At 42.1% G+C, this 25,733-nt stretch carries 26 protein-coding genes and 2 tRNA genes; all 28 read left to right on the forward strand.

The features are described from left to right. Position 1: 1 nt before the first annotated feature. The 28 genes from ACYH0L_RS00265 (at position 2) to spoIIE (ending at position 25,720) form a co-directional block, all read left to right on the forward strand. On the forward strand, positions 2–769 hold the full coding sequence (locus ACYH0L_RS00265; protein ID WP_230031695.1) for a TatD family hydrolase: 768 nt from the start codon (positions 2–4) through the stop codon (positions 767–769). 244 nt (positions 770–1,013) lie between these two features. Then, positions 1,014–2,216: a G5 and 3D domain-containing protein gene (locus ACYH0L_RS00270; RefSeq protein WP_256499208.1), complete on the forward strand. Its 1,203-nt coding sequence runs from the start codon at positions 1,014–1,016 to the stop codon at positions 2,214–2,216. Positions 2,217–2,376: 160 nt separating this feature from the next. Beyond that, the gene (gene rnmV, locus ACYH0L_RS00275; RefSeq protein WP_034324499.1) at positions 2,377–2,937 is read left to right on the forward strand and encodes a ribonuclease M5; all 561 of its coding nucleotides are present in this window, start codon (positions 2,377–2,379) and stop codon (positions 2,935–2,937) included. After that, positions 2,930–3,808: a 16S rRNA (adenine(1518)-N(6)/adenine(1519)-N(6))-dimethyltransferase RsmA gene (rsmA, locus tag ACYH0L_RS00280; RefSeq protein WP_099728331.1), complete on the forward strand. Its 879-nt coding sequence runs from the start codon at positions 2,930–2,932 to the stop codon at positions 3,806–3,808. The genes rnmV and rsmA overlap by 8 nt, the downstream gene beginning before the upstream one ends. A gap of 323 nt (positions 3,809–4,131) precedes the next feature. Beyond that, on the forward strand, positions 4,132–5,016 hold the full coding sequence (yabG, locus tag ACYH0L_RS00285; RefSeq protein ID WP_099728346.1) for a sporulation peptidase YabG: 885 nt from the start codon (positions 4,132–4,134) through the stop codon (positions 5,014–5,016). 213 nt (positions 5,017–5,229) lie between these two features. Further along, on the forward strand, positions 5,230–5,487 hold the full coding sequence (gene veg, locus ACYH0L_RS00290; RefSeq protein WP_003217979.1) for a biofilm formation stimulator Veg: 258 nt from the start codon (positions 5,230–5,232) through the stop codon (positions 5,485–5,487). Positions 5,488–5,649: 162 nt separating this feature from the next. After that, positions 5,650–5,835 carry a small, acid-soluble spore protein, alpha/beta type gene (locus ACYH0L_RS00295; protein WP_012008653.1) on the forward strand — a complete coding sequence of 62 codons (186 nt, stop codon included), beginning with the start codon at positions 5,650–5,652 and terminating at the stop codon, positions 5,833–5,835. Between the two features lie 146 nt (positions 5,836–5,981). Then, complete coding sequence (gene ispE / locus ACYH0L_RS00300; protein WP_099728330.1) at positions 5,982–6,851, forward strand: 4-(cytidine 5'-diphospho)-2-C-methyl-D-erythritol kinase; 870 nt, start codon at positions 5,982–5,984, stop codon at positions 6,849–6,851. Positions 6,852–6,906: 55 nt separating this feature from the next. Then, on the forward strand, positions 6,907–7,740 hold the full coding sequence (purR, locus tag ACYH0L_RS00305; RefSeq protein WP_099728329.1) for a pur operon repressor: 834 nt from the start codon (positions 6,907–6,909) through the stop codon (positions 7,738–7,740). A 38-nt stretch (positions 7,741–7,778) separates the two neighbouring features. Next, positions 7,779–8,156 (forward strand): 2-iminobutanoate/2-iminopropanoate deaminase, encoded by a 378-nt coding sequence (gene ridA, locus ACYH0L_RS00310; protein ID WP_099728328.1) that lies wholly within the window; start codon positions 7,779–7,781, stop codon positions 8,154–8,156. 225 nt (positions 8,157–8,381) lie between these two features. Next, positions 8,382–8,678 (forward strand): septation regulator SpoVG, encoded by a 297-nt coding sequence (spoVG, locus tag ACYH0L_RS00315; RefSeq protein ID WP_008357439.1) that lies wholly within the window; start codon positions 8,382–8,384, stop codon positions 8,676–8,678. Positions 8,679–8,876: 198 nt separating this feature from the next. Further along, the gene (gene glmU, locus ACYH0L_RS00320) at positions 8,877–10,247 is read left to right on the forward strand and encodes a bifunctional UDP-N-acetylglucosamine diphosphorylase/glucosamine-1-phosphate N-acetyltransferase GlmU (protein WP_482354251.1); all 1,371 of its coding nucleotides are present in this window, start codon (positions 8,877–8,879) and stop codon (positions 10,245–10,247) included. 22 nt (positions 10,248–10,269) lie between these two features. Then, on the forward strand, positions 10,270–11,223 hold the full coding sequence (locus ACYH0L_RS00325; protein ID WP_099728326.1) for a ribose-phosphate diphosphokinase: 954 nt from the start codon (positions 10,270–10,272) through the stop codon (positions 11,221–11,223). Between the two features lie 137 nt (positions 11,224–11,360). Next, positions 11,361–11,987 carry a 50S ribosomal protein L25/general stress protein Ctc gene (locus ACYH0L_RS00330; RefSeq protein WP_099728325.1) on the forward strand — a complete coding sequence of 209 codons (627 nt, stop codon included), beginning with the start codon at positions 11,361–11,363 and terminating at the stop codon, positions 11,985–11,987. Positions 11,988–12,127: 140 nt separating this feature from the next. Next, positions 12,128–12,694 (forward strand): aminoacyl-tRNA hydrolase, encoded by a 567-nt coding sequence (pth, locus tag ACYH0L_RS00335; RefSeq protein ID WP_099728324.1) that lies wholly within the window; start codon positions 12,128–12,130, stop codon positions 12,692–12,694. 55 nt (positions 12,695–12,749) lie between these two features. Next, entirely contained in the window at positions 12,750–12,980 is a 231-nt protein-coding gene (fin, locus tag ACYH0L_RS00340) for an anti-sigma-F factor Fin (protein WP_003217967.1), read from the forward strand. Positions 12,981–13,047: 67 nt separating this feature from the next. Beyond that, complete coding sequence (gene mfd, locus ACYH0L_RS00345; protein ID WP_482354252.1) at positions 13,048–16,581, forward strand: transcription-repair coupling factor; 3,534 nt, start codon at positions 13,048–13,050, stop codon at positions 16,579–16,581. Between the two features lie 139 nt (positions 16,582–16,720). Further along, positions 16,721–17,257, forward strand: coding sequence for a stage V sporulation protein T (spoVT, locus tag ACYH0L_RS00350; protein ID WP_003217990.1), 537 nt, complete (start codon positions 16,721–16,723; stop codon positions 17,255–17,257). A 204-nt stretch (positions 17,258–17,461) separates the two neighbouring features. Further along, the gene (locus ACYH0L_RS00355) at positions 17,462–19,066 is read left to right on the forward strand and encodes a putative polysaccharide biosynthesis protein (protein WP_249705136.1); all 1,605 of its coding nucleotides are present in this window, start codon (positions 17,462–17,464) and stop codon (positions 19,064–19,066) included. After that, positions 19,056–20,540 carry a bifunctional methyltransferase/pyrophosphohydrolase YabN gene (gene yabN, locus ACYH0L_RS00360; RefSeq protein WP_249705137.1) on the forward strand — a complete coding sequence of 495 codons (1,485 nt, stop codon included), beginning with the start codon at positions 19,056–19,058 and terminating at the stop codon, positions 20,538–20,540. The genes ACYH0L_RS00355 and yabN overlap by 11 nt, the downstream gene beginning before the upstream one ends. After that, positions 20,537–20,797, forward strand: a complete 261-nt coding sequence (locus ACYH0L_RS00365) for an RNA-binding S4 domain-containing protein (protein WP_008341839.1) — start codon at positions 20,537–20,539, stop codon at positions 20,795–20,797. The genes yabN and ACYH0L_RS00365 overlap by 4 nt, the downstream gene beginning before the upstream one ends. 75 nt (positions 20,798–20,872) lie before the next feature. After that, positions 20,873–21,181 (forward strand): sporulation protein YabP, encoded by a 309-nt coding sequence (yabP, locus tag ACYH0L_RS00370; RefSeq protein WP_034665732.1) that lies wholly within the window; start codon positions 20,873–20,875, stop codon positions 21,179–21,181. Beyond that, positions 21,178–21,816 carry a spore cortex biosynthesis protein YabQ gene (gene yabQ / locus ACYH0L_RS00375; RefSeq protein WP_249705138.1) on the forward strand — a complete coding sequence of 213 codons (639 nt, stop codon included), beginning with the start codon at positions 21,178–21,180 and terminating at the stop codon, positions 21,814–21,816. The genes yabP and yabQ overlap by 4 nt, the downstream gene beginning before the upstream one ends. Positions 21,817–21,834: 18 nt before the next feature. Next, positions 21,835–22,209: an FtsB family cell division protein gene (locus tag ACYH0L_RS00380; protein ID WP_034324461.1), complete on the forward strand. Its 375-nt coding sequence runs from the start codon at positions 21,835–21,837 to the stop codon at positions 22,207–22,209. Between the two features lie 82 nt (positions 22,210–22,291). Beyond that, entirely contained in the window at positions 22,292–22,687 is a 396-nt protein-coding gene (locus ACYH0L_RS00385) for a S1 domain-containing RNA-binding protein (protein ID WP_008357409.1), read from the forward strand. Positions 22,688–22,863: 176 nt separating this feature from the next. After that, positions 22,864–22,937: transfer RNA gene (locus ACYH0L_RS00390), tRNA-Met, on the forward strand. 25 nt (positions 22,938–22,962) lie between these two features. Next, positions 22,963–23,034: transfer RNA gene (locus ACYH0L_RS00395), tRNA-Glu, on the forward strand. A gap of 202 nt (positions 23,035–23,236) precedes the next feature. Beyond that, positions 23,237–25,720 carry a stage II sporulation protein E gene (gene spoIIE / locus ACYH0L_RS00400; RefSeq protein ID WP_230031699.1) on the forward strand — a complete coding sequence of 828 codons (2,484 nt, stop codon included), beginning with the start codon at positions 23,237–23,239 and terminating at the stop codon, positions 25,718–25,720. The last annotated feature ends 13 nt before the right edge of the window (positions 25,721–25,733 follow it).

The following is a 25,733-nucleotide window of genomic DNA, read 5'->3' on the forward strand; positions in this document are numbered from 1 at the left end:
GATGTTATTTGATACACATGCCCATTTAAATGCGGAACAATACAATGAAGACTTAGAGCAGGTGATCGAAAGAGCGAAAAGTGAAAAGGTAGAGAAAATCGTCGTAGTCGGGTTTGACCGCTCAACCATAACGAGAGCGATGGAGTTAATTGAAGAGTATGATTTCATTTATGCAGCGATCGGCTGGCATCCTGTCGATGCCATTGATATGACAGATGAGGATTTGGCTTGGATCAAAGAATTATCTCAACATGAAAAGGTCGTTGCCATTGGAGAAATGGGTCTGGATTACTATTGGGACAAGTCGCCAAAAGATGTACAAAAAGAAGTCTTTAGACGTCAAATTGCTCTTGCGAAGGAAGTGAATCTGCCAATCATCATTCATAACCGTGACGCAACGGAAGATGTCGTGACGATCTTAAAGGAAGAGGGAGCGGCGGAAGTTGGTGGTATTATGCACTGCTTTACAGGAAGCCTAGAAATTGCAAAAGCGTGTATGGATATGAACTTTTATATTTCATTCGGTGGACCCGTGACATTTAAAAATGCCAAAAAACCGAAAGAAGTTGTAAAGGACATACCAAGTGATCGACTATTGATTGAAACAGACTGCCCATATTTAACACCAGCGCCATTTAGAGGGAAACGAAATGAGCCAAGCTATGTGAAATATATCGCAGAGCAAATTGCCGAATTACGAGAAATCAGCTTTGAAGAGCTTGCTGAATTGACAACAGAAAATGCGAAAAAAGTTTTCCGTATAAACTGACAGTATATGATGTCAAACCTTGTTTAAGCCTGTCCAATTGTGAAACATAACGAAAAAGTTCTACACGTTTGCTGTTCCTCATAGGATAAGTTGTCGATAAGTCTTTCTTCCCTTCCTTCCATAAATCTCCCATAATAGGTTTACAATCGAGCATTTTTGTACAGTGGGTGGAAGGGTTGACAGGTTTTGAGATACTCTATATAATCTCTCCGAGGAGAAGGAGGCGTTTTTCATCGTACAAAAAATGAAAAATCTGTTTTCTATCAAGCTAGGAAAAGGCAAGGTTTTATTACTAGTCGCTTGCTTACTTTTAGCTGGAACTGGGACGGCTTACGGTGCGCACGAGTTCACTAAGCAGTCTATTACCATTTCAATCAATGGTAAGGAGAAGACAATTCGTACACATGAAGAGACAGTAGCACAGCTGCTTTCAGACCTTGGGATAAGGACCAGGGCGGAGGATCATATCTCTCCAAGTCTAAATACAAAGATTCAAGACAATATGAACATTGTGTATGATGCGGCTATACCGGTTCATCTGACCCTAGATGGGAAAGAGAAAACGATATGGACAACAGATCAGACGGTTGGAGCATTATTGAAGAATGAGAAGATAGATATTGGGAAGCACGATCAAGTGACTCCAGGAAAGAATGACAAGATTAAAAAGAATATGAATCTTGTGGTTCAGCAGGCCTTCCAGGTCAGCTTAAAGGATGGAGGAAAGGATAAAAAAGTGTGGACCACTTCGACTACGGTCGCTGACTTTTTAAAGCAACAAGAGCTGAGGCTCAAGAAGCACGATAAGATCAAACCTGCGCTACATAGTAACATTTCTAAAGAAAGCGCAGATATCCAGATCACTCGGGTGGAAAAAGTCACCGATGTAGTGGAAGAGAAAATTGCTTTTGATACCAAACATAAAAAGGATCGTTCTCTTGAAAAAGGAAAAGAGAAGGTGCTTAAAAAAGGTGAAGAAGGTAAATTGAAGAAGCACTATGCCATTGTGAAAGAAAACGGCAAAGTGGTGTCTAAAGAATTAATCAAAGAAGTAACTGAAAAAGATAGCAAGGATCGTATAGTGGCCATTGGCACTCAAGTGTCCAAAAAGGAACCTAAAGCATCCCCTGCAGTTTCAAGAAGCAATGAATCATCAGGAAAAGAATTCTACGTGGCGTCAACAGCCTATACAGCGAGCTGTGCTGGATGTACGGGCAGAACGTCTACAGGTTTTAATTTAAAAGCAAATCCGGGTGCAAAGGTCATAGCAGTTGATCCGAGTGTCATTCCGCTAGGCTCTAAAGTGTATGTGGAAGGCTATGGATATGCCGTTGCATCAGACACTGGATCTGCTATAAAAGGGAATAAAATTGATGTGTTCGTCCCAAGTAAGTCGGCAGCTTATCAATGGGGAAATAAACGAGTAAAAATTAGAGTGCTCAAATAAACACATCAAATCATTTATATGAACAGAGGGCTTTGCGCACCCTCTGTTTTTTTGGTTATAATAGAAGCACTGTTTTCTAATTAATTAGACGCAAAAACAGCATGAAAGGTTTCATTTTCTGACCAAAAAATGTTTATTGTTTTTGCAAGCGGAGGAATAAATGAAAATCAAAGAAATCATTGTGGTGGAGGGTCGTGATGACACTGCCAGAGTGAAGATGGCCGTTGATGCAGATACGATCGAAACAAACGGATCTGCCATTGGCGATACAGTCATTCAACAAGTGCGTCTTGCTCAGGAGACGAGGGGTGTCATTATTTTAACAGACCCTGATTTTCCTGGTGAAAAGATCCGTAAAACCATCGCAGAAGCGGTTCCGGGTTGTAAGCACGCTTTTTTGCCAAAACATCTTGCGAAAGCGAAGCGGGACAAAGGGATTGGCGTCGAGCACGCTTCCTTGGACAGTATTCGGGAATGCCTTGCTCATGTCCATGAGGAAATGGAAGAATCGGAAAGTGACATTACATTAGACGACTTATTTGACGCAGGCCTTATCGGAGGCGATGCATCGAAACGCCGCCGCGAACGACTAGGTGTGCTTTTAAATATAGGATATACCAATGCGAAGCAGCTGCAAAAGCGCCTTCATATGTTTCAAATAACCAAACATGATTTTATTGCGGCCTTAAAGACCGTCATGCAGGAGGAAGCCGATGAATAAAGATATTGCGACACCCGTCAGAACGAAGGAAATACTAAAGAAGTACGGTTTCTCTTTTAAAAAGAGCTTAGGGCAGAACTTTTTAATTGATACAAATATTTTAGATCGTATAGTCGATCATGCAGAGATTACGGATGAGACCGGCGTTATTGAAATTGGACCTGGTATCGGCGCATTGACAGAACAGCTCGCTAAACGAGCAAAGAAAGTGACCGCTTTCGAAATCGACCAGCGTTTATTGCCCATTTTAAACGATACACTTTCTCCATATGATAATGTCACCATCATTCACCAAGACGTATTGAAGGCGGATGTAGGAAAGGTCATCGAAGAAAACTTTGCTGACTGTAAAGAAGTGATGGTTGTAGCCAACCTTCCTTATTACGTGACGACACCGATTATTATGAAATTGCTGGAAGAAAACCTTCCATTGAAAGGGATTGTGGTCATGCTGCAAAAAGAAGTCGCAGATCGTATGGCAGCTGTCCCTTCATCGAAGGAATACAACTCGCTTTCTATTGCGGTTCAATTTTATACGGAAGCGAAAACGGTCATGGTTGTGCCTAAAACCGTTTTCGTTCCCCAGCCAAATGTTGATTCGGCTGTTATTAAACTAACAGTTCGTGAAACGCCTGCTGTCTCAGTAGAAAATGATGCATTTTTCTTTCAGCTCATCCGTGCGAGCTTTGGCCAGCGCCGGAAGACATTGATGAATAACCTGTTGAACAATCTGCCTGATGGTAAAAAACATAAAGCCATCATTGAAGAAGCCCTTGAAACAGCTGACATTGATGGAAAGCGACGCGGTGAGTCATTATCCATTGAGGAATTTGCCCGTTTAGCTAACGTTTTACAAAAAGCCCTACTTTAAGGGCTTCAGGCTGTCGAGAAAATCTCGACAATTTTTTTTAAGGTCTAGATACACCGTATATTGAATGTAACGAAAGCGAAAAACACCATATATCGTTTCGTGAACAGTTGAAAAGACAAAAATGAGGGCTTTGTTGACACCTTGTCTTGAAAACCCCCACTTTCTCTTTAAATCTGAAGCCCTACTTTAAGGGCTTTTTCTTTTGTTTTTCACCACTTTATCCGTTCGGGCATAGGCTAGAAAGAACAGCACACATGAAAGATGAACATGTTCAACGCAAGACGATACCAACAGGATATGAGCCTGATTGTGGAGTGAAAAGCATGCAATTTCAAATAGGAGATATGGTGACGAGGGCATCCTATCAAATGGATATTATGTTTCGTATCATTCGAATTGATGAGACAGATCAGCACGAAGCCACCGCCATTTTGCATGGGAATGAAGTGAGGCTGATTGCTGATGCAAAGATGTCTGACTTGGTCTTGATTCAAAAAGAGGAGCAGCTGACAAGAGAGAAGGACGACGAACGAAAAATTAACGAATCGCTCGATTTACTCAGACAGGATTATCAGCTGCTGCGTGAAAAACAAGAATATTATACTTCTGGACAATATCAGCATCAGGAGCAGTATTTTCACATGCCTGGAAAGGTTCTTCATTTAGATGGAGATGCTTCGTACTTAAAGAAATGCTTAGACGTATATGAACGAATTGGTGTGCCTGTGTATGGCGTGCATTGCCATGAGAAGAAAATGCCAAGCATGATTGACTCGTTAATCGATCAATATCGGCCTGATATCTTGGTCATCACAGGACATGATGCGTATTCCAAGCAAAAAGGCGGTGTACATGATATCGGTGCCTATCGCCATTCTCGTCATTTCGTTGAAACGGTTCAAAAAGCAAGAAGGAAAATTCCGCATTTAGATCAGCTTGTGATCTTTGCAGGTGCCTGTCAATCTCATTTTGAATCATTGATCCAAGCAGGTGCCAATTTTGCAAGCTCACCTTCTCGTGTCAACATCCATGCGCTAGACCCCGTCTATATTGTTGCGAAGATCAGCTTCACTCCATTTGTAGATCGAATCAACGTGTGGGATGTGCTCCGAAATACATTAACAAGAGAAAAAGGTCTCGGAGGAATCGAAACGAAGGGTGTTTTAAGGGTAGGTATGCCATATAAAAGAGACCAAGAATCGACATAACCCGACTGATTTCAGTCTGGTTTTTTTTATATTCAAAAAGAAATTTCAAACGGATACATAATTCACCGGAATTTGAGAAAAATAGGGAGAAGAAAAGGTAGAAGTTTGTCAAAATTATTTTGTTGACAATGGCTCGTGTTCGTTGATATAATTTAATTTTTATTTGACAAAAACGGGCCGTTGTTGTATAATTATCTCAGTGAGGTGGATGCAATGGCGAAGACTTTGTCCGACATCAAAAGATCGCTTGATGGTAACTTAGGTAAACGTTTGACGTTAAAGGCTAACGGAGGCCGCCGTAAAACAATTGAGCGTTCGGGCATTTTAGCTGAAACGTACCCTTCTGTTTTTGTGATTCAATTAGATCAAGATGAGAATTCGTTTGAAAGAGTTTCTTACAGTTATGCAGATATACTGACTGAGACGGTCGAATTAACGTTCGATGATACCGCTAGCTCAGTCGCCTATTAATGGGCAGTGAACTTCTTGTTTACTGCTTTTTGTTTTGCCTTTTTTTCTGTATGGGCGCCTGTCCATTATTTGAAAGGGGTAAAAGGAAAGATTCGATACAAAATAAGAAAGCCACGAAGCGGTGGCGCTGATTCGAATTCTCGACTAAAGGGGCTGTTTCGTTTGGGTAGACGCCGAGGCATTATGTCAGATGAGTTCAAATACGAACTGGCGAAGGATCTTGGATTTTATGATACCGTCAAAAATGGAGGCTGGGGAGAGATTCGTGCGCGTGACGCAGGTAACATGGTCAAACGTGCCATTGAATTAGCTCAACAGCACATGGCTCAGGATGAGAATCAACGATAGATAAACGGTCAGGGATACCTCGGGTGTCTCTGGCTTTTTTTGATGGAAAAGTCAGTGTGCTAGGCGTTAAAGCCAATATTCATCAGATCCATCAAATGTGATACAATATTGATACTTATGTTTAGATGGAGAAGTAGGTGAAATGTTTGCGTATTTTAGAAAAAGCACCGGCAAAAATTAATCTTTCACTTGATGTTCATGGAAAAAGACCGGATGGATATCACGAAGTGGAGATGGTGATGACAACAATAGACCTTGCAGATCGACTAGAGCTGACGGAGCTGGACAAAGATGAAATCCGTGTATCATCTCATAATCGATTTGTGCCAGATGATCAGCGTAATCTGGCCTATCAGGCGGCTAAATTACTAAAAACAAGATTCGGTATTCAAAAAGGAGTATCGATTGTCATCACAAAATCAATTCCTGTCGCAGCAGGTCTAGCTGGGGGCAGCAGCGATGCAGCAGCGGCTCTGCGCGGCTTAAATCGCTTGTGGAAGTTAAATCTCACGTTAGATGAACTAGCTGAGCTTGGAGCGGAGATCGGCTCAGATGTCTCTTTTTGTGTACACGGAGGGACAGCACTAGCGACAGGACGTGGAGAGAAACTGAAGCATATTGCGACACCTCCGCATTGCTGGGTTATTTTAGCGAAGCCGGTGATTGGGGTATCTACAGCTGAAGTCTACAGACAATACGACGCAAGCAAAGTAGAACACCCAAATGTACAGCGTATGATAGAAGCAATTGAAGCGAAAGACTATAAAGGGATGTGCGGCTCACTCGGTAACGTTTTGGAATCTGTGACATTAAAGATGTATCCAGAAGTAGATATGATTAAGAGACAGATGAAGCGATTCGGTGCAGATGCTGTTTTAATGAGTGGAAGCGGCCCAACTGTATTTGGCTTGATTCAATATGAATCTAAGGTACAAAGAATATATAACGGACTGAGAGGATTTTGTGATCAAGTTTACGCTGTCCGCATGATCGGCGAACAAAATGCCCTTGATTAAATCCGTATATTAAGTTATATTATTCATAAATTATTCGGGTTCTGGGGGTAAGTTCATGAAGTTTCGTCGAAGCGGCAGATTGGTGGACTTAACAAATTATTTGTTAACCCACCCGCACGTACTAGTACCGTTAACATTTTTTGCAGAACGATATCAATCTGCGAAGTCCTCCATTAGTGAAGACTTAACGATTATTAAACAGACCTTCGAACAGCAGGGCATAGGCACATTGCTTACTGTACCTGGTGCTGCTGGCGGAGTGAAATATATTCCAAAGATTCACCTAAAAGAAGCAGACGACGTAGTAAACGATATCGGAGAGGCTTTATCGACTCCTGAACGTGTACTTCCTGGCGGTTATTTATATTTAACCGATGTTTTAGGCAATCCATCGATTCTTGCGAAAATCGGTAAGCTTTTTGCGACCATCTTTGCGGACCGTGCGATTGATGTTGTCATGACCGTTGCGACGAAAGGTATTCCAATTGCCTATTCTGTTGCAGGTTATTTAAATGTGCCTGTTGTGATCGTTAGAAAAGATAATAAGGTAACCGAGGGATCAACTGTGAGTATTAATTATGCGTCAGGTTCTTCTAACCGAATTCAAACCATGTCACTTGCAAAACGGAGCTTAGATAAAGGATCCAATGTCCTGATCATTGATGACTTTATGAAAGCGGGCGGAACCATTAACGGCATGATGAATCTGCTTGAGGAATTCAATGCAAATGTTGCAGGGATCGGTGTTCTTTTAGAAGATGAGGGCGTTGATGAACGTCTTGTCGATGAATATATATCGTTGTTAAAGCTGTCAACCATTGATATGAAGCAGAAGATCATTGAGATCAATGAAGGCAATTTCCACGAGTTTTTTCATTCCAAAGCTTAAGCTTTGATCAAACATGTATTTGAATGGGAGAGATTGTTATGACAAAAGTTGTTCAAACCAAAAACGCACCAGCAGCCATTGGACCTTACTCTCAAGGAATGATTGTCAATAACATGTTTTACAGCTCAGGCCAGATTCCATTAACGCCAGCTGGAGATTTCGTAAACGGAGATATTAAAGACCAAACACATCAAGTTTTCCGTAATCTCGAGGCCGTACTTGAAGCAGCAGGTGCTTCATTTGAAACAGTCGTGAAGGCAACTGTTTTCATTAAAGATATGGAACAATTTGCTGAAGTGAATGAAGTGTACGGTGAGTATTTCCATACGCATAAGCCAGCTCGTTCATGTGTAGAAGTAGCAAGACTTCCAAAGGATGCACTTGTAGAAATTGAAGTTGTTGCTCTAGTGAAATAAACAGGCAGCCTCATTGAAAGCCGTTTGGTTTCATCATATGCAGGAAAAGGCATCATCATGATGTCTTTTTTTCACGTAACAGATGTAAGCGCCGTCATTGAAATGACAAAAAATGTATAAATATCCCGATATTTCAAAAAAAGTTTAAAAAAAGAGCAGGAGAATCACCACAATCGTTGAATACCTAAGTAATGCTTTTATATTGGGAAAAGGTGGTGAACTACTGTGGAAGTTACTGACGTAAGATTACGCCGCGTGAATACCGATGGTCGCATGAGGGCGATTGCATCCATCACGCTGGACCACGAATTTGTTGTTCATGATATTCGTGTGATTGATGGAAATAATGGGTTGTTTGTTGCAATGCCTAGCAAACGCACGCCTGATGGAGAGTTTCGTGATATTGCACATCCAATTAACTCAAGCACTCGGGGTAAAATCCAAGATGCTGTTTTAAATGAATATCATCGCTTAGGCGAAGAAGAAGAAACAATTGAATATGAAGAAGCTGGAGCTTCTTAATCATATGTGAAACTAAAAAGACAGCTTTAAGAGAAAATGGAATGTTTTCTTTTAAATGCTGTCTTTTTTGCGTTTTTTCTTCGTTTCTTCTGTGTATCATCCATTAGAAAATTATTGTACTTCCTCATGTATCCTTGAAATCAGTTCATATTTAGGATATATTTTTCTATGGATAATAGGGATATTGGAGGCCAATCAATGGATAAGCGGTTCGCAGTGATATTAGCAGCGGGAAAAGGAACGAGAATGAAGTCAAAGCTATACAAAGTACTTCATCCAGTTTGCGGAAAGCCAATGGTCGAGCATGTGGCAGATGAAGCGTTAAAGCTTTCTTTAGCCAAGCTAGTGACGATTGTCGGTCATGGAGCAGAGGACGTCAAGGAACAGCTTGGGGATAGAAGTGAATATGCACTTCAAGAAGAACAGCTGGGAACAGCACATGCCGTCAAACAAGCAAAGTCGTTCCTCGCGCAGGAAAAGGGAACAACCATTGTCATCTGTGGAGATACGCCATTATTGACAGCGGAAACAATGGAAGCCATGTTAAGCGAGCATCAAAAACATCAAGCGAAGGTCACTATTTTAACAGCACATGCGGATGACCCAACAGGCTATGGCCGTATTATTCGTGACGAAACAGATGCTGTTGTGAAGATTGTGGAGCATAAAGATGCCAATGATGCAGAACGTCAAGTGAATGAAATTAATACAGGGACCTATTGCTTCGCAAATGAAGATCTCTTCCGTGTGATTGAGCAAGTGTCGAATGAAAATGCACAGGGCGAATACTATTTGCCAGATGTCATTGAAATTTTAAAGAATGAAGGACAAACAGTTGCAGCCTATCAAACACCGCATTTTGAAGAAACACTTGGAGTAAATGATCGTATTGCTCTATCACAAGCAGAGCAATTCATGAAGCGACGTATTAATCATCAGCATATGAAGAATGGTGTGACCTTGATTGATCCTGAGAACACGTATATCTCGCCAGATGCTGTCATCGGTGAAGATACAATCATTTATCCTGGGACGGTCATCAAAGGGAATGTAAAAATCGGTGCAGACGCCACCATTGGGCCGAACACTGAAATTGTTGATAGCATCATCGGAGATCGAACAGTGATTAAGCAATCTGTCGTCTGCGATAGTGATGTAGGAGTAGATGTGACAATTGGGCCGTTTGCGCATATTCGCCCGTTGTCGAAAATTGGCGATGAAGTGAAGATCGGGAATTTTGTCGAAATCAAGAAAACGGTTTTCGGTGACCGCAGCAAAGCATCCCACCTAAGCTATATTGGAGATGCAGAGGTCGGCACTGATGTAAACCTTGGCTGTGGATCAATTACAGTCAACTATGATGGGAAGAACAAATTCATAACAAAGATTGAAGACGGCGCCTTTATTGGCTGTAATTCAAATCTCGTCGCACCAGTCACTGTCGGAAAAGGGGCATATGTTGCAGCCGGTTCAACGGTTACAGAAGATGTGCCGCAGGATGCATTGTCTATTGCTAGAGCAAGACAAGTCAATAAAGAAGATTATGTGAAAAATATTCATAAAAAATAATCCAAATACCCGGAGGTTTACCATGTCTAATCGTTATGCTGATGCGAATTTGAAGATATTCTCTTTGAATTCAAACCCTGAACTTGCTAAAGAAATTGCCGATCGTATCGGAGTTGATGTAGGAAAGAGCTCTGTTAAACGTTTTAGTGACGGTGAAGTCCAAATCAATATTGAAGAAAGTATTCGCGGCTGTGATTGTTATGTCATTCAATCAACAAGTGCGCCAGTTAATGAGCACATTATGGAACTTCTCATTATGGTTGATGCATTAAAACGTGCTTCTGCGAAAACTGTCAACATTGTGATCCCTTATTACGGATATGCACGTCAAGATCGTAAGGCAAAACCTCGTGAGCCAATCACTGCGAAGCTTTTTGCCAACTTACTTGAAACAGCTGGTGCTACACGTGTTATCGCACTAGATCTACATGCGCCGCAAATCCAAGGTTTCTTTGATATTCCAATCGATAACTTAATGGCTGTGCCAATCTTAACAAACTATTTCGAACAGAAAAACTTGAATGATATTGTCGTTGTGTCTCCTGACCACGGTGGTGTGACACGTGCGCGCAAAATGGCAGACCGCTTAAAAGCGCCAATCGCAATTATCGACAAACGTCGTCCGAAGCCAAACGTTGCTGAAGTGATGAACATCATCGGTAACATTGAAGGTAAAACGGCGATTCTGATTGATGATATCATTGATACAGCTGGTACCATTACACTGGCAGCAAATGCGCTTGTCGAAAATGGAGCGACTGAAGTGTATGCTTGCTGTACTCACCCAGTATTGTCTGGGCCAGCAGTAGAACGCATCACAAACTCTAAAATTAAAGAATTGGTTGTAACCAACAGTATTCACTTAACAGATGACAAGAAAGTAGAAAAAATCATTCCACTTTCAGTTGGGCCTTTGCTTGCAGAAGCCATCATCCGTGTGCATGAAGAAGAATCTGTGAGCTACCTTTTTAGCTAATTCTCTTATCAAAAAGGCCCTAGGTATCAGCTTAGGGTCTTTTTGCTGTCATAATTGACAGCCAAACATGTTTAAAATGATTCAGTTATGGGTATTTATGAAAGTAGTGACAAAAAAGAAATAGGATGGTGCTGAATATGGCAACTTTAAAAGCAAATAAAAGAACTGATTTCAAACGTTCCACACTGCAAAAAATCCGTCATTCAGGACACGTTCCTGGTGTCATATACGGAAAAAACACAGACAACCTGGCTGTTTCATTAGACAGCATCGATTTATTAAAGACCTTACGTGATGAAGGGAAGAATACAATCATCACATTAGATGTGGGCGGCGATACAAAATCTGTGATGGTCACAGAATTACAAACAGATCCGCTGAAAAACGAGCTTGTTCACGCTGATTTCCAAGTGGTCGACTTACAGCGAGAAATTGATGCAGATGTACCTGTACAGCTGATTGGTGAGTCTAAAGGGGTAAAAGATGGCGGTGTACTTCAGCAGCCACTATTTGAATTATCCGTTACAGCAAAACCGAAGGATATCCCGCAACATATTGAAGCTGATATTACAAACTTAGATGTAAATGATGTACTAACAGTGGGTGATCTGCCTGTTCAGTCAACCTATCAAATAAATAACGATCCAGAAGAAGTCGTTGCATCCATTCTACCGCCTCAGCAATCCGAGGTTCCTGAGCCAGATAGCGAAGAGGAAACACAAGAACCTGAGGCTATTAAAGAAAAGGATAACAATGGAGAATAACTGGTCATTTAGAGACGTAACCCTCCCGCGGTTGCGTCTTTTGTGCTAGAATGAAAAGAATTCATACGTTTTTACATGAGGCAATCATATTGGCTCATTTTTTAGGCGTGTGCATTGTGATAAAGGAGGTTATTGGTCTCATGATTGCATTCGTTGGATTGGGTAATCCAGGAAGAGAATACGAAACAACAAGACATAATGTCGGGTTTATGACAATAGATGAATTATCAAAAAAATGGGACATCCCATTAAATCAATCAAAATTCCATGGACAATTTGGAACAGGGTTTGTTTCAGGGCAAAAGGTTCTACTTGTGAAGCCTCTTACATATATGAACTTATCAGGAGAATGCGTGCGTCCACTTTTGGATTACTATGATATTCCCCTTGAACATTTAAAAGTCATCTATGACGATCTTGATTTACCAACTGGGCGGATTCGTTTGCGTACAAAGGGAAGTGCAGGAGGGCATAATGGGATTAAGTCGTTGATTCAGCATTTAGGCTCACCTGAGTTTGACCGATTCCGCATCGGTATTGGCCGCCCGCAAAATGGCATGAAGGTCGTTGATTACGTACTAGGACGCTTCTCAGAAGAGGAACAGCCTGACATCGCATCAGCCATTCAAGCGTCTGTTGAAGCTTGTGAGGCGGCTTTAACAAAGCCATTTTTAGAAGTTATGAATGATTTCAACAAGAAGGTATAAGAATGATAAGCAAAGCACATACTGATCATAAAATCTCAGCATGGGAGGATCACATATGGCTTTGCATTATTACTGCCGGCACTGTGGTGTAAAGGTTGGCAGTCTAGATGAATCCGCTGTTCAAAGTGAAGCACTTGGATTTCATCACTTAACAAATGAGGAAAGAAACGATATGATTTCTTATAGGGAAAATGGTGATTTACATGTACAAACCATTTGTGAGGATTGCCAAGAGGCGCTCGAAAGAAATCCTGATTACCATCAGTATCATACTTTTATTCAATAAAAAGCTTTGGTGTAGGTACTAGACCAAAGCGTTTTTCTGTTTTAAACAAGCAGGGAGGAGGAGCCAAATGAAAAACATACAATCATTTATCAAACAAAGTGATGATTTTCAGTCCATTTTTAATGGACTAAAAGAAGGGTTAAAAGAACAGCTGCTCGCCGGACTATCAGGCTCCGTCAGATCTTTATTTACAGCCGCCATATCAGACGAGCTAAAGCGGCCGATGTTTATTGTGACCCACAATTTGTATCAAGCGCAGAAGGTAACAGATGATCTAGCAAGTGTGATCTCGGATCGCTCGGTCCTTCTTTATCCTGTAAATGAACTCATTGCATCAGAGATCGCAGTTGCCAGCCCTGAGCTTAGAGCACAGCGTCTAGATGTCCTGAATCGACTTGCTAATGGAGAAAACCCCATTATCGTAACCCCGGCAGCTGCGGTGCGCAGAATGCTTCCGCCAGTCGAGCTCTGGAAGGAGAGTCAGATCCATTTAAAGCTCGGTGAAGAAATTAATTTGGAGGCGTTTTCAAAACAACTCGTGCAAATCGGTTATGACCGGACGTCTATGGTTGCTGCGCCCGGAGATTTTAGTGTGCGCGGAGGGATCATCGACATTTATGCGTTAACGGAAGATCATCCTATTCGTATTGAATTGTTTGATACAGAAGTTGACTCAATTCGGACCTTCCATTCTGATACTCAGCGTTCACTAGAAACGCTTCAAGAGATCAAGATTGGCCCGGCAATAGAGCTGATTGTGAGAGGTTCTGAACGAGTGAGAGCGATAGAACAGCTTGACCAAGGACTTGCGAAGAGCTTAAAGAAATTCAACTCTGATCAACAAAAAGAGCTGCTGCATCAGAATATTTCTGCTGATCGAGAGAAGCTGCTAGAAGGCATCGTCACACAGGAAATGACGAAGTACCTGTCCTATTTCTATGAAAAGCCTGCTAGTTTGCTAGATTACACATCGCAGGATACGATTATCATTCTAGATGAAATTAGCAGAATTCAGGAGATGGAAGAGCAGCTTGAAAAGGAAGAAGCTGATTGGACGATTAGTCTGCTTGAAGAAGGCAATATTCTTCATGATTTATCTCTTTCCTTCCCATTCCAAGAGCTAATCAATCAGCAATCGAGATCCATTCTGTACTATTCCTTGTTCTTGAGACATGTCCAGCAGACAAATCCGCAAAATATCGTCAATGTATCTAGTAAGCAAATGCAGAATTTCCATGGGCAGATGAATGTACTTGCGAGTGAAATTGAACGCTACAAAAAACAACATTACACGGTTGTCTTTTTAGGTGCGGATGAAGAGCGAACAGAGAAGCTGTCGTCTGTCTTACATGATTATGACATTGAAGCTGCTCTCGCTAAACCGGACGCTGAGCTTGTAAGCGGGCAAGTGTACATTTTACAAGGTGAGCTGCAAACAGGCTTTGAACTGCCATTATCAAAAATTGCAGTGATCACTGAAGGTGAGCTCTTCAAGAAACGTGTGAAGAAGCAGGCGCGTAAGCAAAAGCTGACCAACGCTGAGCGAATTAAGAGCTATTCAGAGCTTCAAGTCGGCGACTATGTGGTGCACATTAACCACGGGATCGGTAAGTATTTAGGAATCGAAACGCTTGAGATCGGCGGCATTCATAAAGATTATTTAAATATTCATTATCAAGGAAGCGACAAGCTTTATGTACCGGTTGAACAAATTGATCAGGTGCAGAAATACGTAGGATCAGAAGGAAAAGAACCAAAGCTGTACAAACTAGGCGGCAGTGACTGGAAACGCGTGAAGAAAAAAGTAGAATCTTCTGTTCAGGATATTGCAGATGATCTCATTAAGCTGTATGCAGAACGTGAGGCAAGCAAAGGGTATGCCTTCTCGCCTGATCATGAGATGCAGAGCCAGTTTGAATCTGCGTTCCCTTACCAGGAAACAGACGACCAAATTCGTTCTATTCACGAAATCAAACAAGACATGGAGCGAGAACGTCCGATGGATCGCCTGCTTTGTGGAGATGTGGGATATGGAAAAACAGAGGTGGCCATTCGTGCGGCCTTTAAAGCTATTGCTGACGGGAAGCAGGTTGCACTGCTTGTACCGACAACGATCTTAGCACAGCAGCATTTTGACACGATTATGGACCGATTCCAGGACTACCCTATCAAAATCGCTCAGCTTAGCCGTTTCCGTACGCGGAAAGAAACAACAGAAACGTTAAAAGGGCTGAAGAACGGAACCATTGATATGGTCATCGGGACACACCGACTTCTTTCAAAAGACATTGTCTACAAGGATTTAGGACTGTTGATCATTGACGAGGAACAGCGTTTTGGCGTCACGCATAAAGAGAAAATAAAGCAGATGAAAGCCAATATCGATGTACTGACATTAACGGCAACGCCAATCCCACGAACGCTTCATATGTCGATGCTTGGTGTACGAGACTTATCCGTTATTGAAACACCGCCTGAAAACCGTTTCCCTGTTCAAACCTATGTTGTAGAGTACAATGGTGCTTTAGTCAGAGAAGCGATCGAGCGAGAACTAGCTCGAGGCGGCCAAGTGTACTTCCTTTACAACCGTGTTGAGGATATTGAACGGAAAGCAGATGAAATCTCGATGCTTGTCCCAGACGCGAAAGTCAGCTATGCGCATGGGAAAATGAGTGAGAACGAGCTGGAATCGGTTATGATCAATTTTCTTGAAGGCGAATCAGATGTATTGGTCAGTACAACCATTATTGAAACGGGCGTCGACATTCCAAATGTGAACACGCTCATTGTACACGATGCTGATAAAATGGGGCTTTCTCAGCTGTACCAGTTAAGAGGACGAGTCGGCCGCTCGAATCGAGTTGCTTATGCTTATTTCACTTATCGAAAAGACAAAGTTCTTTCTGAAGTAGCGGAGAAAAGACTTCAGGCCATTAAAGAATTCACAGAGCTCGGATCAGGTTTTAAAATTGCGATGCGTGATTTAACGATTCGAGGAGCAGGGAACTTACTTGGTGCACAGCAGCATGGATTCATTGATTCTGTTGGATTCGACCTGTATTCTCAAATGCTGAAAGAAGCGATTGAAGAAAGAAGAGGCGACACGACAGCTCAAGAAAAATTTGAGCCGGAAATCGATCTGCAAATTGATGCCTACATCCCTGACACATATATTTCTGATGGCAAGCAAAAGATCGAGATGTATAAACAGTTTAGAGCCATTGGATCGATTGAAGAGCGAAAAGAGCTTCAGGATGAAATGATTGACCGATTCGGTGAATATCCGCAAGAAGTGGCTGATTTGTTCACGATTGCGACGATGAAGGTGTACGCTGTGCAGGAACGTGTCGAGCTGATCAAGATGGAGAAAGGCATTGTCAGACTCACCCTAGATGAGAAAGAAAGCAGTGAAATCGACGGTCAAAAATTATTTGAGCTTGGCAGTAAATATGGACGTGACATTGGCTTAGGAATGGAAGGCAGCAAGCTGATTATTTCTGTCCAGACGAAAGGGAAGAAGACCGGGGAATGGCTTGAGATCGTTCTTAGCATGCTTCGAGGCCTTCAAAGTGTGAAAAAAGAAACCATTCCATCTTCATAAAATTTTGTTTGTCTCTCGTGTATATTACGTTTGATGTGACGGATACTAAACTCAGGGTCAAGTGGTGAATGTTGCATAAAGTGGACGCTTTTGTTCCATTCACCCAATACATCATCAAACGAAAGAGAGGCAGCAGTGAATGAAAGCAACTGGAATTGTACGCCGTATCGATGATTTAGGTAGAGTGGTTATTCCGAAGGAGATTCGCAGAACATTGCGTATCCGGGAAGGAGATCCGCTTGAGATTTTTGTCGACCGCGATGGAGAAGTGATTTTGAAGAAGTATTCACCGATTAGTGAGCTAGGGGACTTTGCGAAGGAATATGCTGATGCATTATTCGATAGTTTGGGTCATTCCATCCTGATCTGTGATCGTGATACGTATATTGCTGTATCCGGCAGTTCGAAAAAAGAGTATTTAAACAAATCCATCAGTGATTTACTTGAACGAACAATGGATCAGCGTAATTCTGTGTTAGAAGAAAGCAAGAAAGAAATCCAACTAGTCGATGGTATTGATGATGACGTATCTGCTTATACCATTGCACCTATTGTTGCAAACGGAGACCCAATTGGCGCCGTGGTCTTATTTTCTAAAGAGCGTTCAATGGGAGAAGTGGAGCATAAAGCGGCAGAAACGGCAGCTGGCTTCTTAGCCCGTCAAATGGAACATTAGGTCTAATAATTCTATATCATTTTGATCAAACGAAAGAATGCCGATGAAATCATTTGATTTTATCGGCGTTTTTTATATGGAATGAAACAAAACGGGTAATGTGTCGTCTACTCCTTAGAAAGAAACGGTGTTTCAGTAACGTATGATATAATGAGTGCGTTTAAATGTAGATCTATTTTTTGATTGAACATAAAGGAGTCATCCATGAAAAATGCTGTGAATCAGCCGCATTGGCTTTTCCAAGGTGCGGTGATTTTGACCATCGCAGGCTTGCTATCAAAGGTACTAAGTGCCGTTTATCGTGTCCCTTTTCAAAACATCGTAGGAGACACAGGTTTTTATATTTATCAGCAGGTTTATCCTTTTCTGGGCATTGCCATCATGCTTGGGACAACAGGGTTTCCTGTCATGGTGTCCAAGCTCCTGAGTGAGCATGGGGAAGAGAATCGACGAATCATTACAAGGGTATCGTTGATGTATATCACTTTACTGAGCTTGGTCTTATTTCTTTGTCTATACATAGGAGCAGGCAGGATAGCGAACCTCATGGCGGACAGCCATTTAATCTTGCTCATCCAGATGAGTGCATTTGTTTTTCTATTTCTGCCGCTCACCGTAATGCTGAGGGGTGTTTTTCAGAGTGACGGCATGATGCTCCCAACCGCTATTTCTCAGTTGGTTGAGCAGCTCGTCAGGGTAGGCGTCCTGCTTGTTTTATCCTTTTATTTCGTGAGGCACGGCTATTCGCTTTATGAAACAGGAGCGGGTGCAGTGTTCTCCTCTATAGCGGGAAGTGCGGCCTCACTCGTCCTGCTTCTTTTTCTTTGGCTGACCTATCGGAGGCAGTCGCCATTAAGCAGTGCGTTACACCAGGCGACTCTGCGGAAAAAAGATGTTTTGAAGAGTTTAGTCCTGTATACATTGACGATTTGTGTAAGCGGGTTGCTTATTTTATGGATGCAAATGATTGATGCCTTTCACCTGTATGCTTTGCTTCGCAGCGAGGGCTTGAGTGAAGCGGCAGCAAAGGCGGCAAAAGGCGTGTATGACCGAGGGCAGCCTTTCTTGCAGCTAGGGACGGTGTTTGCGATTAGTATCGGAACCTCTCTTGTTCCATTTTTATCGTCAGCCATGAGGAAAGGGCATCACGAAGCGATTCGGCAAAAAGTCCGTACATCGTTTAAGACAACGTCTGTGCTAGGGATTGGTTCAGCGGTCGGGCTGATTTGTATTCTATCGTCAGTGAATACAATGCTTTTTCGTAATGACCTAGGCACAGATGCGCTGCAAATATTCTGTATATCGATCGCATTTACGTCGATTGCCATTACGCAAACCGCTTTACTTCAGGGGCTTGGGCATCCCGTGTATCCGGCTATTGTGGTGATCCTCAGTGTGCTCGTGAAATGGATGCTGACGCTTGCGCTTGTGCCGTTATTTGGCATCCACGGTGCCGCATGGTCAACCGTATCTGGTTTTCTCGCCGCAGCCGTGCTCAATGCGGTTTACTTAAAGCGTAAAGGATGGATTTCAATGAGAGAGCTTTTCCCAGTAAAAATTCTTTTATCAGCGGCTCTCATGGCCATCGTCTTAATAGGGTATCAGGCTTTGTTTTCTTGGGTCATTCCCTTTGAAAAACGCCCGTTTTCCGTTTTAGAGAGCCTGACGTCAGTTTTTATTGGTGGTTTCGCCTTTTTATATAGTATTCTTAAGCTAGAAGTATTTACGGACGAGGAATGGAGACTCATTCCATTAGGAGAAAAGATTTTATATTTTAAACAGATGAGAGGGAATAGAAATGACAGGTAAGATTACAGTCGTCGGTCTTGGGGCAGGCGACATGGATCAGCTGACGCTTGGTGTATATAAGCAACTGAAGCAGGCGACAGAAGTATTTATGAGAACGCAGGATCATCCGCTTACCGCAGAATTGATGCAGGAGATCCCGTCTCTGACCTTTTTTGATGAGATTTATGAAAAGCACGATCAGTTTGATTCGGTGTATCAGGAAATTACAGAAATTCTATTCGCAGAGGCTGCAGAGAAAGATATTGTGTATGCAGTGCCAGGACATCCATTTGTAGCAGAAAAGACCGTGCAGCTGCTTGTCGCCCAGCAGAAAGAGCGCGGGATTGAGGTGTACGTTGCTGGTGGACAAAGCTTTCTTGATGCGACCTTTAATTCCTTGCAGATTGACCCGATTGAAGGGCTGCAATTCGTTGATGCAGGGGATATGAGAGCGGATGATTTGAAATTAACCCAGCATGTTTTGATTTGTCAGGTGTATGATCAGATGACAGCTTCGAATGTGAAGCTTACGCTGATGGAGAAGCTGCCTGACGACTATGAAGTCTATATTGTGACCGCGGCTGGGAGCAGTCAGGAACAGATGACAGCTGTTCCTTTATTTGAACTTGATCGAGATGTGTCGATAAATAACTTAACGAGTGTTTATGTACCTCCAATTCAAGATGAAAAGCTGCTCTATCAACAATTTGACACTTTCCGTGATATCATTCGTACGTTAAGAGGTCCAGGCGGCTGCCCGTGGGATCAAAAACAAACCAATGAGTCACTCAAACCGTACTTAATTGAAGAGTGCTATGAACTGCTTGAAGCTATAGATGAAGACGACCCAGATCATATGGTGGAAGAGCTCGGAGATGTGCTGCTGCAAGTTTTACTTCACGCTCAAATTGGTGAAGATGATGGCTATTTCTCAATCGATGACGTCATCCAGCATGTTACAGAAAAAATGATTCGTCGACATCCACATGTGTTTGGTGATACGAGTGTCTCTGAGGCATCAGACGTGGTGGCCAACTGGGAAAAAATCAAGCAGCAGGAGAAGCCGGAGCGGCCAGCATCTATATTGCAGTCCATCCCAACGACACTTCCAGCTTTAACAAAGGCATATAAGCTCCAAAAGAAAGCCGCTAAGGTGGGCTTCGATTGGACAGAAGTAGAAGATATTTGGAACAAATACGAAGAAGAAAAGCAGGAATTCCTCGTTGAAGTGGCAGAGAAAACGGGCGAAGGTGCAACGAAGCATATGAAAGATGAATTTGGGGATCTTTTGTTTGTTCTTGTTAATATTGGCAGGTTCTATCATCTGGAGCCTGAAACGGCCCTCTCTTCCGCAAACACAAAATTCATGCGTCGCTTTCAGCACATCGAACAAAAAGCAAAGGACATGGGACGTTCACTAGAGGATCTGACGCTAGAGGAAATGGACGATCTGTGGAACGATGCCAAACGCATAGAAAGAGGTGAACACATATGAGACTAGATAAATTTTTAAAAGTTTCTCGATTAATTAAAAGAAGAACATTGGCAAAAGAAGTAGCCGATCAAGGCAGAATTTCCATTAATGGAACGCAGGCGAAAGCAAGCTCTGACGTAAAAGAAGGAGACGAGCTTCAAATCCGCTTTGGTCAAAAACTTGTGACCGTTCAAGTCAACGAGTTAAAGGACACGACGAAAAAAGAAGAAGCGGCTGGCATGTATACCGTGCTAAAAGAAGAAAAAACAGCAGAATAGGGCTTGTTCTAAATGACCCTCCTGTCACATACAATGCAGTAACAATGCAAGTATGAGATATGGGGGATGTATAAAATGAATCAATATTATAATCAACCTCAAGGCACGAAGCTGTCATCAGAAGCGGAGCACAATGTCACAATGCGAAACAGAAAGCATTTAGATATTACCGGCGTCAAACAGGTGGAAAGCTTTGATAATGAAGAATTTCTGCTTGAGACGGTCATGGGAATTCTGGCCATCCGCGGAGAAAATCTGCAAATGAAAAACTTAGACGTAGAAAAAGGCGTTGTGTCCATCAAAGGGCGTGTTTTTGACTTAATCTATGTAGATGAGCAGCACGGGGAGAAAGCTAAAGGATTTTTTAGCAAGCTGTTTAAATGACGCTGACAGTCCAGTTTTATACGATGCTTTCGATGGCGGCGATGGGCATCTGGCTGGGCGCATCGCTTGATACGTACAAGCTGTTTGTGAACCGGGAGAAAACAGCAAAATGGCTTCTGATCATACACGATCTTCTTTTTTGGATGGTGCAAGGTCTTTTATTCTTTTATGTGCTGCTGTTAACAAATGAGGGGGAATTCAGGCTCTATATTTTTCTGGCCGTTGCACTAGGTTTCTCGATGTATCAGGCATTGATGAAGCAGCTGTATATCAACATTCTCAAGTTTATCATGATGTGTATTTATCAGTCCGTTCTAGTTCTTAAAAGGCTGGTCTTGTCGATCGTCTTCCAGCCGATTCGTTGGATTGTCACATTGATCATAAGTGCTATACTGTTCTTATTCCACTCGCTCTTACGTCTTGTTCGTTTTACGTTTCGGCTCGTGTGGAAGGTGCTATCAATTGTTTGTTATCCGCTCATCTGGTTACTCAATGTGACCATTATTCATCGGATTCCCGAAAAATGGCGAACATCCGTTAGATTGTTTTTCTCAAAAGGAGCAGGAATTTTACAAGGGACCAAGAAATTATCTCGTACCATCAAAACGAAATGGAAACAATTCTGGACAAAGTAAGAGAGGAGGCCTTCATTCTTGAACAAGAGAAAAAGAAATATCGCACAAATTCAAAATGATTACCAAAAACAAATGGAACAGCAAGCTCAGCGCTTAAAACGCAAACGCCGTGGACTCCTTAGAAGGCTTACCGTGTTTGGTGTGATCGCGCTCATGTTTGCTGTTTTGGTGACAAGTGCCCTCTGGTCGCAATCGTCCGCATTAAAAGAAAAAGAAGAGAAAAAGGTTGCGCTCGAAAAAGAATTGAAGCAATTACAAACAAAGCAGGAAGATATTTCTGATGAGATCAAGAAGCTCAAAAGCAAGGAATACGTACTCGAACTGGCACGACGGGACTATTATATGTCCAAAAAAGGCGAAAAAATCTTTGATGTGGGCAATAAGAGCGATTAGCCTTGTTGACACTTAAAATTCAGTTTATGTATAATTGAACAAATGAGATTTTTTGATAAGTCTAAGGAGGAGCACTTTTTTTATGTCGATTGAAGTTGGCAGCAAGTTACAAGGGAAAGTTACGGGCATTACAAATTTTGGAGCTTTTGTGGAGTTGCCAGGAGGTTCAACTGGTCTCGTTCATATCAGTGAGGTAGCCGATAACTATGTAAAAGATATTAATGAGCATTTAAAAGTCGGTGAACAAGTTGAAGTGAAAGTGATTAACGTTGAAAAAGACGGTAAAATCGGCTTGTCCATTAAAAAAGCAAAAGATCGTCCTCAACAACAATCAAGACCGAGCAGAAATGATTTCCGTCCGAAGGAATCGTTTGAGCAAAAAATGAACAAATTCTTAAAAGATAGCGAAGACCGCTTAACATCTTTAAAACGTAACACGGAATCAAAACGTGGGGGGCGCGGAGCAAGAAGAGGTTAACTTGTTGCTGCTTTCTATATATTTTATAACAAAGCACCTGCTGTTCAGCGGGTGCTTTTTTTCTTTATAAACTCGACATTTTTTGTGATTTCGTTATTTAATTTAAAACTTTCTATTGACGGACAAGCGAATCCTTTGTATTATAGTTCTTGTGCTTCTTAGCGTATTTTCATTATGGCGGTGTAGCTCAGCTGGCTAGAGCGTACGGTTCATACCCGTGAGGTCGGGGGTTCGATCCCCTCCGCCGCTATCCTTTTAAGTAGAACATTAAGCAAGGCCCGTTGGTCAAGCGGTTAAGACACCGCCCTTTCACGGCGGTAACACGGGTTCGAATCCCGTACGGGTCATCTTTCGAGCAGCTTTCTATAGGAAAGCTGTTTTTTGTGCTTTCGTAAAATTCTGATGAAAGACATCGACTTTCATGAAAGTATGCCTCTTTGACGAATAAAGAGTCGAACGTTTTATGGAAACGACAACTTCTTTTGACAAAATTTCTTTTTCACCTTCGCTATAATGACAAACAAAGAATATCAGGTGGGGGATGAGAAGATGGAAAAACTAGAAAGAAGAACTGATTTAACAGGAGCGGGCTTTGAAAGAATCAGTGCAGGTTTGAAAAAGATGAAAAATCTGTTTCTTCATCATACGCATTCTCTTTTTTTCTATAAAGGGTTTATTTATGTTGTTCTCGGCTTTTTATTAGGACGAGCCTTTATTTTATCTGAGATTATGCCGTTTGCTTTGCCTTTCTTTGGTTCCATGCTGCTCATTAAAAGAGATAAGGCGATGCTCGCTTGTCTTGCTTTACTCGCTGGGGCGATGACCATATCACCTCAAAATGCATTATTTGTATTTGCGTCATTGATCGTGTTTCTCCTCATGTCAAAAGTTGTTTCTTTCATCATCAAAGATCCAGTGAAAACATTGCCGGTTGTGATTGTTCTTTCGATGCTGATCACCCGAGGGGCTTTTGTTTACCTAGAGCAAGGCGCTGTGCAAAGCTACGATTACGTCATGGCAGGCGTTGAAGCAGGACTTGCCTTCATATTGACATTGATTTTTCTTCAAAGTCTACCCATTTTTACAGTCAGGAAAATCAAACACTCCTTAAAGGTCGAAGAAATCATATGTTTTATGATTTTAATTGCTTCGGTTTTAACAGGCTTAGCGGGCATTTCCTTTCAAGGAATGCAGGCGGAGCATATTTTGTCGCGTTATGTAGTGCTTACCTTTGCCTTTATTGGCGGAGCTAGTATTGGGTGTACGGTTGGTGTCGTGACAGGTTTAATTCTCGGTCTCGCCAACATTGGAAACCTGTATCAGATGAGTCTTCTTGCCTTTTCAGGCTTATTAGGCGGGTTGCTCAAAGAGGGAAAGAAAGCAGGAGCAGCCATCGGTTTAATTGTGGGTTCCTTGCTCATTTCACTGTACGGGGAAGGATCAGCAGGTCTCGTGACCACGCTATATGAATCACTCATTGCTGTTGCACTGTTTCTGCTCACGCCACAATCAGTGACCTCTAAGGTGGCGAAATATATCCCTGGTACGGTAGAGCATGTACAGGAACAGCAGCAATATGCCCGGAAAGTACGAGATGTGACAGCAAAAAAAGTAGATCAATTCTCGAATGTATTTCATGCGCTGTCTGAGAGTTTTGCAACATTTTATGATTCCATTCCTGAAGAGAAGAAGCAGGAAGAGGATGTAGATCTTTTTTTAAGTACGATCACAGAACGATCCTGTCAAACGTGCTATAAGAAAAATAAATGCTGGGTGCAGAACTTTGATACAACCTATGAACTGATGAAACAAGTTATGCATGAATCTGATGAAAAAACGTATGAGCATAACCGGAAATTGAAAAAGAAATTTAGCCAGCACTGCTCAAAATCAAAACATGTCGAGGAATTGATCGAAGAGGAGATCGCTTACTACAAAGCAAATCAGACACTTAAGAAAAAGGTCCAAGACAGCAGGCGCCTTGTGGCAGAACAGCTGATGGGTGTCTCACAAGTGATGGAGGATTTTTCCCGGGAAATAAAAAGGGAAAGAGAACAGCATTTTATTCAGGAAGAGCAGATGATAGAAGCGCTTCAGCACTTTGGAATTGAAATTCAGCAAGTAGAAATCTATAGCTTGGAGCAGGGGAATGTCGATATAGAAATGCGAATTCCATATTGCCAAGGTCATGGGGAATGTGAAAAAATCATCGCTCCAATGCTCTCAGATATTTTAGAAGAACAGATTTTAGTAAAAGCAGAGCAGTGCGCAGAGCATCCAACAGGCTATTGTCATGTTGTGTTTGGTTCTGCAAAATCGTATCGAGTCACTACAGGTGTAGCGCATGCAGCGAAGGGCGGAGGCTTAGTATCTGGAGACAGCTACAGCATGATGGAGCTGGGAGCGGGTAAATATGCCGCAGCAATTAGTGATGGGATGGGAAATGGAGCAAGGGCTCATTTTGAAAGCAATGAAACGATTAAGCTGTTAGAAAAAATATTGGCGTCTGGTATCAATGAAAAAGTGGCGATCAAGACCATTAATAGTATTTTATCTTTACGGACGACTGATGAAATCTACTCAACATTAGATTTATCAATCATTGATTTACAGGATGCGAGCTGTAAGTTCCTAAAGATTGGTTCAACCCCTAGCTTTATTAAACGGGGTGATCAGGTGATGAAGGTACAAGCTAGTAACTTGCCGATTGGGATTATTGATGAGTTCGAAGTGGAAGTTGTGAGCGAACAGATGAAGGCAGGAGATCTGCTCATTATGATGAGCGATGGCATTTTTGAAGGACCAAAGCATATTGAAAATCATGATCTATGGGTGAAGCGGAAAATGAAAAGCTTTGAAACAGAAGATCCGCAAGAGATTGCTGATTTATTAATGGAAGAGGTCATTCGAACAAGAGCGGGTCAAATTGACGACGATATGACGGTTGTTGTCATTAGGCTCGATCACAACACGCCAAAATGGGCATCCATTCCGACTGGTACATTCTATCTTGAGAAACAAGAGATTTCTTAAAATATCGTATAAT

The sequence above is a fragment of the Bacillus sp. MC1252 genome, assembly GCF_056838025.1.